The organism is Salmonella sp. SAL04213, assembly GCF_046550535.1.
Lineage (GTDB): Bacteria > Pseudomonadota > Gammaproteobacteria > Enterobacterales > Enterobacteriaceae > Salmonella > Salmonella enterica.
The window spans coordinates 170496-186726 of sequence record NZ_JBGDXS010000002.1; the positions used below are offsets into that span (position 1 = coordinate 170496).

Here is a 16231-nt window from a genome sequence, read left to right on the forward strand (position 1 = left end):
TATAAGAGGCTATTTATGAAATTATTAATTTTAGGCAACCACACATGCGGCAACCGTGGTGATAGCGCCATTATGCGCGGTTTGCTTGATGCCATCCGTCAACAGGCGCCAGAGGCGGAGATGGATGTGATGAGCCGTTTCCCGGTGAGTTCCGCCTGGTTGCAGGGGCGCCCGATTATTGCCGACCCGCTGTATCAGTTAAGCCAGAAACAGCAGGCGGCGGCAGGGCTTAACGGTCGGGTGAAAAAAGTATTACGCCGTCGTTTTCAGCATAAAATTTTATTGTCTAAAGTCGCCCAGGAAGGATCGCTGCGTAATTTTGCTATCGCGCCGGAATTTGCCGAATTCGCGCAATTTATTGCGCAGTATGACGCCGTCATTCAGGTGGGCGGTTCAAACTATGTCGACTTATACGGTTTGACTCACTTTGAATATCCGCTGTGCGCGTTTATGGCGAACAAACCAATTTATATGGTGGGACATAGCGTCGGCCCTTTCCAGAATCCTGACTTTAACCAGCTCGCCAATTATGTTTTTGGGCGCACCAGTGCGCTGATCCTGCGTGAAACCGTCAGCCGCGATCTGATGACCGCCGCGCAGATCGATACCCGGAAAGTGGAGCAGGGGGTGGATACTGCCTGGTTAGTCGAACGCCGTCACGACGAGTTTGTCGCCAGTTATGCTGTCCAGCACTGGCTGGACGTCACCGCGCGCCGCAAAACCGTCGCGATTACGTTGCGCGATCTGGAGCCGTTTGATAAACGCCTGGGCACCACTCAGCAGGCCTATGAGCAGGCATTTGCCCAGGTCGTGAATCGCCTGATTGCAGACGGTTATCAGGTACTGGCGCTGTCGACCTGCACCAGTATCGATCGCTATAACCGCGATGACCGGATGGTTGCGTTACGGATGGCGAAGTATGTAAACGACTCAGAGCATTTTCATATCGCGATGGACGAACTCAATGACGTGGAAATCGGAAAGATCCTCGCCTCCTGCGTACTGACCATCGGGACGCGCCTGCATTCCGCCATTATCTCCATGAATTTTGGCACGCCCGCCATCGCCATTAATTATGAACATAAATCCGCCGGGATTATGCAGCAGCTAGGCCTGGCGGAATTGGCCATCGATATCCGTCACTTGCTGAACGGTTCATTACAAAGCGTGGTGGCCGATACGCTCAATCAATTGCCTGCGCTAAAGGCAAAAGTGGCTAACGCCGTTACCGAGGAGCGGGCGAAAGGGTTCACGATGATCAAATCCGTTCTCGACAGAATTCGGGAGGAACAATGAAAGTCAGCTTTTTTCTGCTGAAATTTCCACTCTCATCGGAAACCTTTGTGCTGAATCAGATTACTGCGTTTATTGATATGGGCCATGAGGTGGAGATTGTCGCGTTACAAAAAGGCGATACCCAACATACTCATGCCGCCTGGGAGAAGTATGGCCTGGCGGCGAAAACCCGCTGGTTACAGGATGAGCCCCAGGGACGGCTGGCGAAACTGCGCTACCGGGCATGTAAAACGCTGCCGGGGCTGCATCGGGCGGCGACCTGGAAAGCGCTCAATTTTACCCGCTATGGCGATGAATCACGCAATTTGATCCTTTCCGCGATTTGCGCGCAGGTGAGCCACCCTTTTGTGGCGGATGTGTTTATCGCACACTTTGGTCCGGCGGGCGTGACGGCGGCCAAACTACGCGAACTGGGCGTGCTTTGCGGCAAAATAGCGACTATTTTCCACGGGATTGATATTTCCAGCCGCGAAGTGCTCAGTCATTACACGCCGGAGTATCAGCAGTTGTTTCGTCGTGGCGATCTGATGCTGCCCATCAGCGAACTGTGGGCCGGTCGCCTGAAAAGTATGGGCTGTCCGCCGGAAAAGATTGCTGTTTCGCGCATGGGCGTCGACATGACGCGTTTTTCCCATCGTTCGGTGAAAGCGCCAGGGATGCCGCTGGAGATGATTTCCGTCGCGCGCCTGACCGAGAAAAAAGGCCTGCATGTGGCGATTGAAGCCTGTCGGCAACTGAAAGCACAGGGCGTGGCGTTTCGCTACCGCATTCTGGGGATTGGCCCGTGGGAACGTCGGCTGCGCACGCTCATCGAGCAGTATCAGCTAGAGGATGTCATTGAGATGCCGGGGTTTAAACCGAGCCATGAAGTGAAGGCGATGCTGGATGACGCCGATGTTTTTTTGCTGCCGTCGATTACCGGTACGGATGGCGATATGGAAGGTATTCCGGTAGCGCTGATGGAGGCGATGGCGGTAGGGATTCCCGTGGTATCTACCGTGCATAGCGGTATTCCGGAACTGGTGGAGGCCGGCAAATCCGGCTGGCTGGTGCCGGAAAACGATGCGCAGGCGCTGGCGGCCCGACTCGCTGAGTTCAGCCGGATTGACCACGACACGCTGGAGTCGGTGATCACGCGCGCCCGTGAAAAAGTGGCGCAAGATTTTAACCAGCAGGCGATTAATCGCCAGTTAGCCAGCCTGCTACAAACGATATAAACGAGGTGGTATGCCCGCGACTAAATTCTCCCGACGTACCCTCCTGACGGCAGGTTCTGCGCTTGCTGTTCTTCCTTTCCTGCGCGCCTTGCCGGTACAGGCGCGTGAACCTCGCGAGACCGTCGATATTAAGGATTATCCGGCGGATGACGGTATCGCCTCGTTCAAACAGGCCTTCGCCGACGGACAGACCGTGGTCGTACCGCCAGGATGGGTGTGTGAAAATATCAATGCGGCGATAACGATTCCGGCGGGAAAAACGCTGCGGGTACAGGGCGCGGTGCGTGGGAATGGCCGGGGACGGTTTATTTTGCAGGACGGGTGTCAGGTGGTGGGGGAGCAGGGCGGCAGTCTGCACAATGTGACGCTGGATGTTCGCGGGTCGGACTGTGTGATTAAAGGCGTGGCGATGAGCGGCTTTGGCCCCGTCGCGCAAATTTTCATCGGTGGTAAGGAACCGCAGGTGATGCGTAATCTCATTATCGATGACATCACCGTTACCCACGCCAACTACGCCATTCTCCGCCAGGGATTTCATAACCAAATGGATGGAGCGCGGATTACGCATAGCCGTTTTAGAGATTTACAGGGGGACGCCATTGAGTGGAATGTCGCGATTCACGACCGCGATATCCTGATTTCCGATCATGTCATCGAACGCATTGATTGTACCAATGGCAAAATCAACTGGGGGATCGGCATCGGGCTGGCGGGTAGTACCTATGACAACAGTTATCCTGAAGACCAGGCAGTAAAAAACTTTGTGGTGGCCAATATTACCGGATCTGATTGCCGGCAGCTGGTGCACGTAGAAAATGGCAAACATTTCGTCATTCGCAATGTGAAAGCCAAAAACATCACGCCCGATTTCAGTAAAAATGCGGGTATTGATAACGCAACGATCGCAATTTATGGCTGTGATAATTTCGTCATTGATAATATTGATATGACGAATAGTGCCGGGATGCTCATCGGCTATGGCGTCGTTAAAGGAAAATACCTGTCAATTCCGCAAAACTTTAAATTAAACGCTATTCGGTTGGATAATCGCCAGGTTGCTTATAAATTACGCGGCATTCAAATTTCCTCCGGCAACACCCCATCTTTTGTCGCCATCACCAACGTACGGATGACGCGTGCTACGCTGGAACTGCATAATCAACCGCAGCACCTCTTTTTGCGTAATATCAACGTGATGCAAACTTCAGCGATTGGCCCGGCGTTAAAAATGCACTTCGATTTGCGTAAAGATGTCCGTGGTCAATTTATGGCCCGCCAGGACACGCTGCTTTCCCTCGCTAATGTTCATGCCATCAATGAAAACGGGCAGAGTTCCGTGGATATCGACAGGATTAATCACCAAACCGTGAATGTCGAAGCAGTGAATTTTCCTCTGCCGAAGCGGGGAGGGTAAGTATCGCTATTTTTACGAAAATTCCTGGGAAAAAGTTGTTCATACTTAATGTTATGGGGCCGACTAAGACGTAATGTAGAGCGTGCCATCATTATCCCTGGCAGCAGAGTAATTCATGCTGGCGAAAACAAGCTAAAGAGCTATAATTCAGCAACCATTTTACAGGTGGAAGAAACAATGATGAATTTGAAAGCAGTTATACCGGTAGCGGGTTTGGGTATGCATATGTTGCCTGCCACCAAGGCAATCCCAAAAGAGATGCTACCGATCGTCGACAAACCGATGATTCAGTACATTGTCGATGAGATTGTGGCTGCAGGGATCAAAGAAATCGTACTGGTGACTCACGCGTCCAAAAACGCCGTTGAGAACCACTTCGACACCTCTTATGAACTTGAATCACTTCTTGAACAGCGCGTTAAGCGTCAGCTTTTGGCGGAAGTGCAATCTATCTGCCCACCGGGCGTGACGATTATGAACGTTCGCCAGGCGCAGCCGTTAGGGCTGGGGCATTCTATTCTGTGCGCGCGTCCGGTCGTGGGCGATAACCCTTTCATTGTGGTACTCCCGGATATTATTATTGATGATGCTACCGCCGATCCGCTGCGCTATAACCTTGCGGCGATGGTGGCGCGTTTCAATGAAACGGGTCGCAGCCAGGTGCTGGCGAAGCGCATGAAAGGTGATTTATCGGAGTATTCCGTTATCCAGACGAAAGAACCTCTGGATAATGAAGGCAAAGTCAGCCGGATTGTGGAGTTTATCGAAAAACCGGATCAGCCGCAGACGCTGGATTCCGATTTGATGGCGGTAGGCCGTTATGTGCTTTCAGCCGACATCTGGGCGGAACTGGAAAGAACCGAACCGGGCGCCTGGGGCCGCATCCAGCTCACCGATGCCATTGCTGAACTGGCGAAAAAACAGTCGGTTGACGCGATGCTAATAACGGGTGACAGCTATGACTGCGGTAAAAAAATGGGCTACATGCAGGCATTTGTGAAGTACGGGCTGCGCAACCTGAAAGAAGGAGCCAAGTTCCGTAAGAGCATAGAGCAGCTTCTGCATGAATAAGTATTAACAACCGTGATAAATGGTTGGTGATAAACATAATAACGGCAGTGAACATTCGAAGCGGCAAGTTGGCTGAAACGAGTGTTGACTGCCGTTTTAGTTTTGTATAAAAGGCTTAAGTAACAAGGGGTTATCTGGAGCATTTTAATGCTGATTTTATAAGATTAATCCTTGTTTCCGGATGCAATTAATAAGACAATTAGCGTTTAAGTTTTAGTGAGCTTTGCCCTGCTGGGCGAGGTTTGTAACAAGTCGATATGTACGCAGTGCACTGGTAGCTGATGAGCCAGGGGCGGTAGCGTGTGTAACGACTTGAGCAATTAATTTTTATTGGCAAATTAAATACCACATTAAATACGCCTTATGGAATAGAAAAGTGAAGATACTTATTACTGGCGGGGCAGGTTTTATTGGATCAGCTGTTGTTCGCCATATTATTAAGAATACACAGGACACTGTAGTTAATATTGATAAATTAACCTACGCCGGTAATCTTGAATCCCTTTCTGATATTTCTGAAAGTAATCGCTACAATTTTGAACACGCGGATATTTGTGATTCCGCTGAAATAACGCGTATTTTTGAGCAGTACCAGCCGGACGCGGTGATGCATTTGGCTGCGGAAAGTCATGTGGACCGTTCGATTACCGGGCCGGCAGCATTTATTGAAACCAATATCGTCGGCACCTATGTACTTCTTGAAGTTGCGCGTAAATACTGGTCGGCGCTTGGCGAAGATAAAAAAAATAATTTTCGTTTTCATCATATTTCCACTGATGAAGTTTACGGCGATTTACCGCATCCTGATGAAGTTGAAAACAGCGTTATGCTGCCGTTATTTACTGAAACGACGGCATATGCGCCAAGTAGCCCCTATTCTGCGTCAAAAGCATCCAGCGATCATTTAGTCCGTGCCTGGCGGCGTACCTATGGTCTACCAACGATCGTTACCAATTGTTCTAATAACTATGGCCCTTATCACTTCCCTGAAAAACTGATTCCGTTGGTCATTTTGAACGCACTGGAAGGAAAGCCTTTGCCAATTTATGGCAAAGGGGATCAGATTCGCGATTGGCTATATGTAGAAGATCACGCTCGCGCGCTTCATATGGTAGTGACTGAAGGCAAGGCAGGGGAGACTTATAACATTGGTGGCCACAATGAGAAGAAAAATCTCGATGTGGTATTTACCATCTGTGATCTGCTGGATGAGATTGTACCCAAAGCGACTTCTTATCGTGAACAAATCACTTATGTCGCCGATCGTCCGGGCCATGATCGTCGTTATGCCATTGATGCAGGTAAAATTAGCCGCGAATTAGGCTGGAAACCGCTGGAGACCTTTGAAAGCGGTATTCGTAAAACAGTGGAATGGTACCTTGCAAATACTCAATGGGTAAACAATGTTAAAAGTGGGGCGTATCAGAGTTGGATAGAACAGAACTATGAAGGACGCCAGTAATGAATATCTTACTTTTTGGTAAGACAGGGCAAGTAGGCTGGGAGTTGCAACGTTCTCTGGCGCCAGTGGGGAATCTGATTGCCCTGGATGTCCATTCAAAAGAGTTTTGCGGTGATTTTAGCAATCCGAAAGGCGTTGCCGAAACCGTTCGTAAGCTTCGTCCCGATGTGATTGTTAACGCAGCAGCACATACTGCAGTAGATAAAGCAGAGTCTGAACCAGAACTGGCGCAGTTACTTAACGCCACCAGTGTGGAAGCCATTGCTAAAGCGGCCAACGAAACTGGCGCATGGGTAGTGCATTATTCAACCGATTATGTATTTCCTGGTACCGGCGATATCCCATGGCAGGAAACGGACGCTACGTCGCCGCTGAATGTCTATGGCAAAACCAAACTGGCGGGAGAAAAGGCCCTGCAGGATAACTGCCCTAAGCACCTTATCTTCCGCACCAGTTGGGTTTATGCAGGTAAGGGCAATAATTTCGCAAAGACAATGCTTCGTCTGGCGAAAGAGCGTCAGACACTTTCAGTCATCAACGATCAGTACGGTGCGCCAACCGGTGCGGAATTACTGGCTGACTGCACGGCTCATGCGATCCGTGTGGCGTTAAAGAAACCAGAAGTCGCAGGTCTTTACCATCTGGTTGCCGGGGGAACCACAACCTGGCATGACTACGCGGCCTTAGTCTTTGACGAGGCGCGTAAGGCAGGGATAACACTTGCGCTTACTGAGCTTAATGCTGTGCCGACCAGCGCCTACCCGACGCCGGCGAGCAGACCTGGAAATTCGCGTCTCAATACTGAAAAGTTTCAGCGTAATTTTGGCCTTATTCTGCCGCAATGGGAATTAGGAGTTAAGCGTATGCTGACTGAAATGTTTACGACGACAACCATCTGATAAATTTAAATGCCCATCAGGGCATTTTCTATGAATGAGAAATGGAAATGAAAACGCGTAAGGGCATTATTTTAGCGGGGGGCTCCGGCACTCGTCTTTATCCGGTGACCATGGCGGTAAGTAAGCAATTGCTACCAATTTATGATAAACCGATGATTTACTATCCCCTTTCCACGCTTATGCTGGCAGGCATTCGGGATATCCTGATCATCAGTACGCCACAGGACACGCCGCGTTTTCAACAACTACTGGGAGACGGCAGCCAGTGGGGGCTGAATCTTCAATATAAAGTACAGCCAAGCCCGGATGGCTTAGCACAGGCGTTTATTATTGGTGAAGAGTTCATTGGTCATGATGATTGTGCATTAGTACTGGGTGACAATATCTTCTATGGTCATGATTTACCAAAGTTAATGGAAGCTGCCGTTAATAAAGAAAGTGGTGCTACCGTCTTTGCATATCATGTAAACGATCCGGAGCGCTACGGTGTGGTTGAGTTTGACCAAAGTGGCACAGCCGTTAGTCTGGAGGAAAAACCGTTACAACCGAAGAGTAATTACGCGGTAACGGGGCTGTATTTTTATGATAATAGCGTGGTGGAGATGGCGAAAAATCTTAAGCCTTCCGCTCGCGGTGAGTTAGAAATCACGGATATTAACCGTATCTATATGGATCAGGGAAGATTGTCTGTCGCTATGATGGGGCGCGGTTATGCCTGGCTGGATACAGGGACGCATCAGAGTTTGATAGAGGCCAGTAATTTTATTGCAACCATCGAAGAACGCCAGGGGCTAAAAGTGTCCTGCCCGGAAGAGATCGCATTTCGTAAAAATTTTATAAATGCACAACAGGTTATAGAACTGGCTGGGCCATTATTAAAAAATGATTATGGCAAATATTTGCTGACGATGGTGAAAGGTTTATAAGTGATGATTGTGATTAAAACAGCAATACCAGATGTCTTGATCTTAGAGCCTAAAGTTTTTGGTGATGAGAGGGGATTCTTTTTTGAAAGTTATAACCAGCAGACCTTTGAAAAGTTGATTGGACGTAAAATTACATTTGTTCAAGATAATCATTCAAAATCCAAAAAGAACGTACTCAGAGGGCTGCATTTTCAGAGAGGAGCAAATGCACAGGGTAAGTTAGTTCGTTGTGCTATCGGTGAGGTTTTTGATGTTGCGGTCGATATCCGAAAAGAGTCGCCTACTTTTGGTCAGTGGGTTGGCGTAAATCTATCTGCTGAGAATAAGCGACAGCTTTGGATTCCAGAAGGTTTTGCTCATGGTTTTGTTACTCTCAGTGATTATGCAGAGTTTTTGTACAAAGCAACTAATTATTATTCACCTTCATCGGAAGGTAGCATTCTATGGAATGATGAGACAATAGGTATTGAATGGCCTTTTTCTCAGCTGCCTGAGCTTTCAGCAAAAGATGCTGCAGCACCTTTACTGCATCAAGCCTTGTTAACAGAGTAAGCATCGTGTCTCATATTATTAAGATTTTTCCATCAAATATTGAATTTTCCGGAAGAGAGGATGAATCAATCCTCGATGCTGCGCTATCGGCTGGCATCCATCTTGAACATAGCTGCAAAGCGGGTGATTGTGGTATCTGTGAGTCCGATTTGTTGGCGGGAGAAGTTGTTGACTCCAAAGGTAATATTTTTGGACAGGGTGATAAAATACTAACCTGCTGCTGTAAACCTAAAACCGCCCTTGAGCTAAATGCGCATTTTTTTCCTGAACTAGCTGGACAGACAAAAAAAATTGTCCCATGCAAGGTAAATAGTGCTGTACTGGTTTCAGGCGATGTTATGACTTTGAAGTTACGCACACCACCAACAGCAAAAATTGGCTTCCTTCCAGGGCAGTATATCAATTTACATTATAAAGGTGTAACTCGCAGTTATTCTATCGCTAATAGTGATGAGTCGAATGGTATTGAGTTGCATGTAAGGAATGTTCCCAATGGTCAGATGAGCTCGCTCATTTTTGGGGAGTTACAAGAAAATACTCTTATGCGCATTGAAGGGCCTTGCGGAACATTTTTTATTCGTGAAAGTGACAGACCTATAATCTTCCTTGCAGGCGGTACTGGATTCGCTCCAGTTAAATCAATGGTTGAGCATCTCATTCAGGGGAAATGTCGTCGTGAGATCTACATTTACTGGGGAATGCAAGATAGTAAAGATTTTTACTCTGCATTACCGCAGCAGTGGAGTGAACAGTACGACAACGTTCACTATATCCCTGTTGTTTCTGGTGATGACGCCGAATGGGGGGGGAGAAAGGGATTTGTCCATCATGCCGTGATGGATGATTTTGATTCTCTAGAGTTCTTCGATATATATGCATGTGGTTCACCTGTGATGATCGATGCCAGTAAAAAGGACTTTATGATGAAAAATCTCTCTGTAGAACATTTCTATTCTGATGCATTTACTGCATCTAAATAATATTGAGGGTAATTTATGAAAGCGGTCATCCTGGCTGGTGGACTTGGTACCAGACTAAGTGAAGAAACAATTGTAAAACCAAAACCGATGGTAGAAATTGGTGGCAAGCCTATTCTTTGGCACATTATGAAAATGTATTCTGTGCATGGTATCAAGGATTTTATTATCTGCTGTGGTTATAAAGGATATGTGATTAAAGAATATTTTGCGAACTACTTCCTTCACATGTCAGATGTAACATTCCATATGGCTGAAAACCGTATGGAAGTTCACCATAAACGTGTTGAACCATGGAATGTCACATTGGTTGATACGGGTGATTCTTCAATGACTGGTGGTCGTCTGAAACGTGTTGCTGAATACGTAAAAGATGACGAGGCTTTCCTGTTTACTTATGGTGATGGCGTTGCCGACCTTGATATCAAAGCGACTATCGATTTCCATAAGGCTCACGGTAAGAAAGCGACTTTAACAGCTACTTTTCCACCAGGACGCTTTGGCGCATTAGATATCCAAGCTGGTCAGGTCCGGTCATTCCAGGAAAAACCGAAAGGCGATGGGGCAATGATCAATGGTGGTTTCTTTGTGTTGAATCCATCGGTTATCGATCTCATCGATAACGATGCAACAACATGGGAACAAGAGCCATTAATGACATTGGCACAACAGGGGGAGTTAATGGCTTTTGAACACCCAGGTTTCTGGCAGCCGATGGATACCCTACGTGATAAAGTTTACCTCGAAGGGCTGTGGGAAAAAGGTAAAGCTCCGTGGAAAACCTGGGAGTAACTAGATGATTGATAAAAATTTTTGGCAAGGTAAACGTGTATTCGTTACCGGCCATACTGGCTTTAAAGGAAGCTGGCTTTCGCTATGGCTGACTGAAATGGGTGCAATTGTAAAAGGCTATGCACTTGATGCGCCAACTGTTCCAAGTTTATTTGAGATAGTGCATCTTAATGATCTTATGGAATCTCATATTGGCGATATTCGTGATTTTGAAAAGCTGCGCAATTCTATTGCAGAATTTAAGCCAGAAATTGTTTTCCATATGGCAGCCCAGCCTTTAGTGCGCCTATCTTATGAACAGCCAATCGAAACATACTCAACAAATGTTATGGGTACTGTCCATTTGCTTGAAGCAGTTAAGCAAGTAGGTAACATAAAGGCAGTCGTAAATATCACCAGTGATAAGTGCTACGACAATCGTGAGTGGGTGTGGGGCTATCGTGAGAACGAACCCATGGGAGGGTACGATCCATACTCTAATAGTAAAGGTTGTGCAGAATTAGTCGCGTCTGCATTCCGGAACTCATTCTTCAATCCTGCAAATTATGAGCAACATGGCGTTGGTTTGGCGTCTGTGAGGGCTGGTAATGTCATAGGCGGAGGCGATTGGGCTAAAGACCGTTTAATTCCCGATATTCTGCGCTCATTTGAAAATAACCAGCAGGTTATTATTCGAAACCCATATTCTATCCGTCCATGGCAGCATGTACTGGAGCCTCTTTCTGGTTACATTGTGGTGGCGCAACGCTTATATACAGAAGGTGCTAAGTTTTCTGAAGGATGGAATTTCGGCCCGCGTGATGAAGATGCGAAGACGGTCGAATTTATTGTTGACAAGATGGTCACGCTTTGGGGTGATGATGCAAGCTGGTTACTGGATGGTGAGAATCATCCTCATGAGGCACATTATCTGAAACTGGATTGCTCTAAAGCAAATATGCAATTAGGATGGCATCCGCGTTGGGGATTGACTGAAACACTTGGTCGCATCGTAAAATGGCATAAAGCATGGATTCGCGGCGAAGATATGTTGATTTGTTCAAAGCGTGAAATCAGCGACTATATGTCTGCAACTACTCGTTAAGAAAATAAGTTTAAGGAATCAAAGTAATGACAGCAAATAACCTGCGTGAGCAAATTTCTCAGCTTGTCGCTCAGTATGCGAATGAGGCATTGAGCCCGAAACCTTTTGTTGCAGGTACAAGCGTTGTGCCTCCTTCCGGGAAGGTTATTGGTGCCAAAGAGTTACAATTGATGGTTGAGGCGTCTCTTGATGGATGGCTAACTACTGGTCGTTTCAATGATGCCTTTGAGAAAAAACTTGGGGAATTTATTGGGGTTCCTCATGTTTTAACGACTACATCTGGCTCTTCGGCAAACTTGCTGGCACTGACTGCGCTGACTTCCCCAAAATTAGGCGAGCGTGCTCTCAAACCTGGTGATGAGGTTATTACTGTCGCTGCTGGCTTCCCGACTACAGTAAACCCGGCGATCCAGAATGGTTTAATACCGGTATTCGTGGATGTTGATATCCCGACATATAATATCGATGCCTCTCTCATTGAAGCTGCAGTTACTGAGAAATCAAAAGCGATAATGATCGCTCATACACTCGGTAATGCATTTAACCTGAGTGAAGTTCGTCGGATTGCCGATAAATATAACTTATGGTTGATTGAAGACTGCTGTGATGCCCTTGGGACGACTTATGAAGGCCAGATGGTAGGTACCTTTGGTGACATCGGAACCGTTAGTTTTTATCCGGCTCACCATATCACAATGGGTGAAGGTGGTGCTGTATTCACCAGGTCAGGTGAACTGAAGAAAATTATTGAGTCGTTCCGTGACTGGGGCCGGGATTGTTATTGTGCGCCAGGATGCGATAACACCTGCGGTAAACGTTTTGGTCAGCAATTGGGGTCACTTCCTCAAGGCTATGATCACAAATATACTTATTCCCACCTCGGATATAATCTCAAAATCACGGACATGCAGGCAGCATGTGGTCTGGCTCAGTTAGAACGCGTGGAAGAGTTTGTAGAGCAGCGTAAAGCTAACTTTTCCTATTTGAAACAGGGTTTGCAATCTTGCACTGAATTCCTCGAATTACCAGAAGCAACAGAGAAATCAGACCCATCCTGGTTTGGCTTCCCTATCACCCTGAAAGAAACTAGCGGTGTTAACCGTGTCGAACTGGTGAAATTCCTTGATGAAGCAAAAATCGGTACACGTTTACTGTTTGCTGGAAATCTGATTCGCCAACCGTATTTTGCTAATGTGAAATATCGTGTAGTGGGTGAGTTGACAAATACCGACCGTATAATGAATCAAACGTTCTGGATTGGTATTTATCCAGGCTTGACTACAGAGCATTTAGATTATGTCGTAAGTAAGTTTGAAGAATTTTTTGGTTTAAATTTCTAATTTTTAGAATAGGATGCTTGATGTGAATAAGAAAATCCTAATGACTGGCGCTACTAGCTTTGTAGGTACCCATCTACTACATAGTCTCATAAAGGAAGGTTATAGTATTATTGCATTAAAGCGTCCTATAACCGAGCCAACGATTATCAATACCTTGATTGAATGGTTGAATATACAAGATATAGAAAAAATATGTCAATCATCTATGAATATTCATGCGATTGTCCATATTGCAACAGACTATGGTCGAAACAGAACCCCTATATCTGAACAATATAAATGTAATGTCCTATTACCAACAAGACTGCTTGAGTTAATGCCAGCGCTTAAAACTAAATTCTTTATTTCTACTGACTCTTTTTTTGGGAAATATGAGAAGCACTATGGATATATGCGTTCTTACATGGCATCTAAAAGACATTTTGTAGAACTATCAAAAATATACGTAGAGGAACATCCAGACGTTTGTTTTATAAATTTACGTTTAGAACATGTTTACGGTGAGAGGGATAAAGCAGGTAAAATAATCCCGTATATTATCAAAAAAATGAAAAACAATGAAGATATTGATTGTACGATCGCCAGGCAGAAAAGAGATTTTATTTATATAGACGATGTTGTTTCGGCCTATTTGAAAATTTTAAAGGAGGGTTTTAACGCTGGACACTATGATGTCGAGGTGGGGACTGGAAAATCGATAGAGCTAAAAGAAGTGTTTGAGATAATAAAAAAAGAAACGCATAGTAGTAGTAAGATAAATTATGGTGCAGTTGCGATGCGTGATGATGAGATTATGGAGTCACATGCAAATACCTCTTTCTTGACTCAATTAGGTTGGAGTGCCGAGTTTTCTATTGAGAAGGGTGTGAAAAAAATGTTGAGTATGAAAGATTAATGAATCGTATTATTAGAATGTTAGGTGTAGATAAAGCAATTCGTTATGTTATTTTTGGTAAGATAATATCTGTATTAACGGGTTTGCTGTTAATAATGTTAATATCACACCATTTATCTAAAGACGCACAGGGCTATTATTATACATTTAATTCAGTGGTGGCACTACAGATAATATTTGAATTGGGGCTATCAACGGTAATCATTCAATTCGCTAGCCACGAAATGTCAGCGTTAAAATATGATTATTCTGAACGAGATATTATAGGTGAAAGTAAAAATAAGCAACGTTACCTATCGTTATTTCGGTTGGCAATAAAATGGTATGCAGTAATAGCTTTGCTAATAATATTAATAGTCGGTCCCATCGGGTATGTTTTTTTTACGCAAAAAGAAGGCTTAGGTGTACCTTGGCAAGGGGCATGGTTATTATTAACAATAGTTACAGCTTTTAATATTTTTCTTGTTTCTGTACTTTCTGTCGCTGAAGGGAGTGGGTTAATTACTGATGTGAATAAAATGAGAATGTATCAGTCGCTGTTAGCTGGTATATTGGCAGTAAGCTTACTTATTAGTGGCTTTGGACTATATGCTACGTCTGCAATAGCTATTTCAGGGACTATCATCTTCTCCATATTTTCATATAAGTATTTTAAAAAAATTTTCCTGCAATCTTTAAGGTATAAAAATAAATATACTGAAGGTGGTATTTCATGGGTTAATGAAATATTTCCTATGCAATGGCGAATTGCTCTAAGTTGGATGTCAGGGTATTTTATTTATTTTGTTATGACCCCCATTGCATTCAAATATTTCGGGGCTATATATGCAGGGCAGTTAGGGATGTCTTTAACATTATGCAATATGGTAATGGCTACGGGCCTGGCTTGGATATCCACTAAATATCCAAAATGGGGAGTAATGGTTTCCAACAAACAACTTGCGGAACTGAGTAAATCGTTCAAAAGTGCAGTAATGCAATCATCCTTTTTTGTCTTGACAGGGTTAACTGGTGTATACATTTCATTATGGTTATTGAAATTATCTGGTTCAAACATTGGCGAGCGGTTTTTGGGATTGCAGGATTTTTTCTTTTTATCTTTAGCAATTATTGGTAATCACATTGTAGCTTGCTTTGCAACCTATATAAGAGCGCATAAAACTGAAAAAATGACATTGGCATCATGTATAATGGCTCTCTTGACTATAACTACAATGTTGTTTGTTGCATATTTAGAGTACTCGAGGTTCTACATGTTAATGTATGCAGCACTAACGTGGTTATATTTTGTTCCTCAAACTTATATAATCTTTAAAAAATTCAAGAGTTCTTATGAGTAAAAAACCTCTTCTTACTATTGCTATTCCGACATATAACCGCTCTTCATGTTTGGCTCGTTTACTTGATAGTATAATTCAACAGGAGAACTATTGTCATGATGAACTCGAGGTTATTGTTTGTGATAATGCTTCAACAGATGAAACAGCAAGAATAGCCAAGAGTGGCTTAGATAAAATAAGAAATAGTACTTATCATCTAAATGAAGAAAACTTAGGAATGGATGGTAACTTCCAGAAATGTTTTGAGTTATCAAATGGAAAATATCTTTGGATGATTGGCGATGATGATCTAATAGTCAAAAATGGTATTTCGAAGGTTTTTTCGATATTAAAGTCCCGGCCTGCATTAGATATGGTGTATGTAAACTCAGCAGCAAAGACTGAGTTAAATTATAATGCTGATGTTAGGACGTCATTCTACACAAATGATGTAGATTTTATTTCAGACGTGAAAGTTATGTTCACGTTTATTTCTGGAATGATATGTAAGAAAACTGATGCAATTGTCAAAGCCGTTGGTATTTTCAGTCCGCAAACTACTGGAAAATATCTTATGCATTTAACATGGCAATTGCCATTACTTAAACAGGGTGGAGAGTTCGCAGTTATCCATAATAATATAATTGAGGCTGAGCCAGATAATTCAGGTGGATATCATTTATATAAGGTTTTTTCTAATAATCTTGCGACAATCTTTGATGTTTTTTATCCCAGAGAGCACCGTGTAAGTAAGAGAGTTCGCGCATCAGCATGTTTATTCTTACTTAACTTCATAGGCGATGAAGATAAAACCAAAAATTTTGCTACAAATAATTATTTAAGAGATTGCGATAGTGCATTTATAGATTTAATTATATATAAATATGGGCTTAGGTTTTTCTATCTATACCCTAAAACTGTGCCTTTATTTAGAAAAATAAAATATATTATAAAGACGGTTTTAATGCATAAATAAAAATTATTCAA

Annotated in this window: 14 protein-coding genes and 1 pseudogene; all 15 read left to right on the top strand. The window is 44.4% G+C overall.

Features of this window, described 5'->3' with window-relative positions:
• The first annotated feature begins 15 nt into the window (after nt 1–15).
• A complete protein-coding gene (gene wcaK, locus ACLJPQ_RS05550) occupies nt 16–1296 on the top strand; it encodes a colanic acid biosynthesis pyruvyl transferase WcaK (RefSeq protein ID WP_000770902.1) in 1281 nt (426 codons plus the stop codon).
• Nucleotides 1293–2513, top strand: a complete 1221-nt coding sequence (gene wcaL / locus ACLJPQ_RS05555) for a colanic acid biosynthesis glycosyltransferase WcaL (RefSeq protein WP_080184649.1) — start codon at nt 1293–1295, stop codon at nt 2511–2513. The genes wcaK and wcaL overlap by 4 nt, the downstream gene beginning before the upstream one ends.
• A gap of 10 nt (nt 2514–2523) precedes the next feature.
• The gene (gene wcaM, locus ACLJPQ_RS05560; protein ID WP_080184648.1) at nt 2524–3927 is read left to right on the top strand and encodes a colanic acid biosynthesis protein WcaM; all 1404 of its coding nucleotides are present in this window, start codon (nt 2524–2526) and stop codon (nt 3925–3927) included.
• Nucleotides 3928–4104: 177 nt separating this feature from the next.
• Nucleotides 4105–4998, top strand: coding sequence for a GalU regulator GalF (galF, locus tag ACLJPQ_RS05565; protein ID WP_080184647.1), 894 nt, complete (start codon nt 4105–4107; stop codon nt 4996–4998).
• 376 nt (nt 4999–5374) lie between these two features.
• Nucleotides 5375–6460, top strand: coding sequence for a dTDP-glucose 4,6-dehydratase (gene rfbB / locus ACLJPQ_RS05570; protein WP_023202794.1), 1086 nt, complete (start codon nt 5375–5377; stop codon nt 6458–6460).
• Nucleotides 6460–7359, top strand: a complete 900-nt coding sequence (rfbD, locus tag ACLJPQ_RS05575; RefSeq protein WP_001023659.1) for a dTDP-4-dehydrorhamnose reductase — start codon at nt 6460–6462, stop codon at nt 7357–7359. Before rfbB ends, rfbD begins: the two co-directional genes overlap by 1 nt.
• 47 nt (nt 7360–7406) lie before the next feature.
• Nucleotides 7407–8285, top strand: coding sequence for a glucose-1-phosphate thymidylyltransferase RfbA (gene rfbA, locus ACLJPQ_RS05580; protein ID WP_022630115.1), 879 nt, complete (start codon nt 7407–7409; stop codon nt 8283–8285).
• A complete protein-coding gene (gene rfbC / locus ACLJPQ_RS05585) occupies nt 8286–8837 on the top strand; it encodes a dTDP-4-dehydrorhamnose 3,5-epimerase (protein WP_000973713.1) in 552 nt (183 codons plus the stop codon). It begins immediately after the preceding gene.
• A 5-nt stretch (nt 8838–8842) separates the two neighbouring features.
• Nucleotides 8843–9836 (top strand): annotated as a pseudogene (locus tag ACLJPQ_RS05590) (CDP-6-deoxy-delta-3,4-glucoseen reductase).
• Nucleotides 9833–10606 (top strand): glucose-1-phosphate cytidylyltransferase, encoded by a 774-nt coding sequence (rfbF, locus tag ACLJPQ_RS05595; RefSeq protein ID WP_000648783.1) that lies wholly within the window; start codon nt 9833–9835, stop codon nt 10604–10606. Before ACLJPQ_RS05590 ends, rfbF begins: the two are co-directional and overlap by 4 nt.
• A 4-nt stretch (nt 10607–10610) precedes the next feature.
• Nucleotides 10611–11690, top strand: a complete 1080-nt coding sequence (gene rfbG, locus ACLJPQ_RS05600; protein ID WP_000565902.1) for a CDP-glucose 4,6-dehydratase — start codon at nt 10611–10613, stop codon at nt 11688–11690.
• Nucleotides 11691–11716: 26 nt separating this feature from the next.
• Nucleotides 11717–13030, top strand: a complete 1314-nt coding sequence (gene rfbH, locus ACLJPQ_RS05605; RefSeq protein WP_000126351.1) for a lipopolysaccharide biosynthesis protein RfbH — start codon at nt 11717–11719, stop codon at nt 13028–13030.
• A gap of 13 nt (nt 13031–13043) precedes the next feature.
• Nucleotides 13044–13925 carry a CDP-abequose synthase gene (rfbJ, locus tag ACLJPQ_RS05610; RefSeq protein ID WP_000887842.1) on the top strand — a complete coding sequence of 294 codons (882 nt, stop codon included), beginning with the start codon at nt 13044–13046 and terminating at the stop codon, nt 13923–13925.
• Nucleotides 13925–15265, top strand: a complete 1341-nt coding sequence (locus tag ACLJPQ_RS05615; RefSeq protein WP_001079813.1) for a hypothetical protein — start codon at nt 13925–13927, stop codon at nt 15263–15265. Before rfbJ ends, ACLJPQ_RS05615 begins: the two co-directional genes overlap by 1 nt.
• A complete protein-coding gene (locus tag ACLJPQ_RS05620) occupies nt 15258–16220 on the top strand; it encodes a glycosyltransferase family 2 protein (RefSeq protein ID WP_000038916.1) in 963 nt (320 codons plus the stop codon). Before ACLJPQ_RS05615 ends, ACLJPQ_RS05620 begins: the two co-directional genes overlap by 8 nt.
• The last annotated feature ends 11 nt before the right edge of the window (nt 16221–16231 follow it).